Raw genomic sequence first — 2,003 nt, 5'->3', positions numbered from 1 at the left:
AGCAGAGCCAGGTCGTGCTCGGTCTTCAGGTCGAGAACCGCGCTTTCCTTGCCGCGGTTGAGCCAGACGAAGTAAGCCGACATGCCTTCAACAGCGGAATCGTAGTGACGCGCGGTTTCGCCTTCCGGGCGCTCGATCTTCACGACGCGTGCGCCGGCATCGGCGAGGCGGACCGTGCAGAGCGGAGCGGCGACGGCCTGCTCGATGGAAACGACAAACAGGCCCTCCAGCGGGCGGGCGTCGTCAGACATTGCGCTGCACCCCGGAGCGGGCGAGCACACCAGGCTTCAGCCGCTCGTTCTTGCCGTAATCCTCGGCGGCGTGGAAGAACAGATGCGGCGTGCCGTCAATGTCCTCGAGCCGCTTGCGGTAGGCTTCCAGATAGGCCTTGCGGCCATCGTCGCCGACACGGCCCGGCATATAGGCGACGAAGGGCGGCAGCACGTCGAAACCGGAATAGCGCAGCAGACCATTGTGGATCGGCCACAGCACCGTGAGGATGTCGCCATCGATGCCGTCGGGCGCGTAGGTGTCGGCCGATGTGCCCGTGGTGGCGGCCACCATGGCGAGCTTTCCCCTGAACATGCCGGTGTCGTATTTGCGGCCCGGCAGATAGGCGAAACCGCGCGCGAAGACACGATCGGCCCAGCCCTTGAGCATTGCGGGCATTCCGAACCACCAGACCGGGAACTGGAACAGCACGAAGTCCGCCCGCTTCAGTTTCTCGATCTCGGCGCTGATGTCGGCCGACAGTGCGTCGGCCTCGTAGGCTACGGTCTGCTCGCGCGGCAGGCTGAAGAAGTCCGCATCGTTGCGCTCGCCTGATATGTCGCCCGGCCCTGCGACAGGATTGAAGCCCTTCGCATAGAGGTCGCTGACGACCACATCGTGGCCTGCGCGGGTCAAGGTTTCCACAGCCAGATCCTTCATGGCGCCGTTGAAGGATTTTGCTTCCGGGTGTGCATAGACAATGAGGACGTTCACGGACGACTCCTAGTAGGAACGCGGTAGTCCAAGCACGTGCTCGGAAAGGTATGACAGGATGAGGTTGGTCGAGATCGGCGCGACCTGATAGAGACGCGTCTCGCGGAACTTGCGCTCCACATCGTACTCTTCCGCGAAACCGAACCCGCCATGCGTCTGGATGCAGACATTGGCGGCCTCGTTCGAAGCGTCGGCTGCCAGCATCTTGGCCATGTTGGCTTCAGCGCCGGGGTTCTTGCTGGCCTCGTAGAGGTTCAGCGCCTCGCGCACCATCAACTCGGCCGCGCGCATGTTGGCGTAGGCTCTTGCGATCGGAAACTGGATGCCCTGGTTCTGGCCGATCGCCCGGCCAAACACATGCCTTTCCTTGGCGTAGGTGCCTGCCTTTTCGATGAACCATTTCGCATCGCCGACGCATTCGGCTGCAATCAGGATGCGCTCGGCATTCATGCCCGAGAGGATGTAGCGGAATCCCTTTCCCTCTTCGCCGATCAGGTTTTCGGCCGGCACGCGCAGATCGTCGAAGAAGACTTCGGTGGTGGCATGGTTCATCATGGTGCGGATCGGCCGGATGGTGAGGCCGTTGCCAACGGCTTCGCGCATGTCGACGATGAGGACGGAGAGGCCGTCGGTCTTCTTCATGCCGTCCTTGAGCGGCGTGGTCCGCGCCAGCAGCAGCATCAGATCCGAATGCTCGGCGCGGCTGGTCCAGATCTTCTGGCCCTTGACCACGAAATGATCGCCATCAAGGCGAGCCGTGGTCTTGAGCGCGCCGGTATCCGTGCCGCTGGTCGGTTCCGTGACGCCGAAGGCCTGCAGGCGCAATTCTCCTGCGGCGATCTTCGGCAGGTATCGCTGCTTCTGGGCTTCCGAGCCGTGGCGAACAAGCGTGCCCATCGTGTACATTTGGGCATGGCAGGCGCCGCCATTGCAGCCGGCGCGCTGGATCTCCTCCAGCACGGCAGCGGCGGCCGAAAGCGGCAGGCCCGCGCCACCATACGCCTCGGGGATCAGGATCG

General features: G+C 63.4%; 3 protein-coding genes. All 3 read right to left on the bottom strand.

Going from position 1 to position 2,003, the window contains the following annotated elements:
- The coding region (locus tag EN935_RS33340) for a CoA transferase (protein ID WP_206534629.1) at positions 1 to 251 on the bottom strand (251 nt) is incomplete at its 3' end.
- Positions 244 to 984 carry an NAD(P)H-dependent oxidoreductase gene (locus EN935_RS33335; protein WP_127263888.1) on the bottom strand — a complete coding sequence of 247 codons (741 nt, stop codon included), beginning with the start codon at positions 982 to 984 and terminating at the stop codon, positions 244 to 246. The genes EN935_RS33335 and EN935_RS33340, both read right to left, overlap by 8 nt.
- Positions 985 to 993: 9 nt before the next feature.
- Positions 994 to 2,003: acyl-CoA dehydrogenase family protein (locus EN935_RS33330; protein ID WP_164771578.1), on the bottom strand; the 1,010-nt coding region annotated here is incomplete at its 5' end.

This window comes from Mesorhizobium sp. M7D.F.Ca.US.004.03.1.1, assembly GCF_003998635.1.
In the GTDB taxonomy this organism is placed as follows: Bacteria; Pseudomonadota; Alphaproteobacteria; order Rhizobiales; family Rhizobiaceae; genus Mesorhizobium; species Mesorhizobium loti.
Note: the sequence above shows the minus strand (reverse complement) of the source record. Positions and strands in the feature narration are given on the sequence as shown.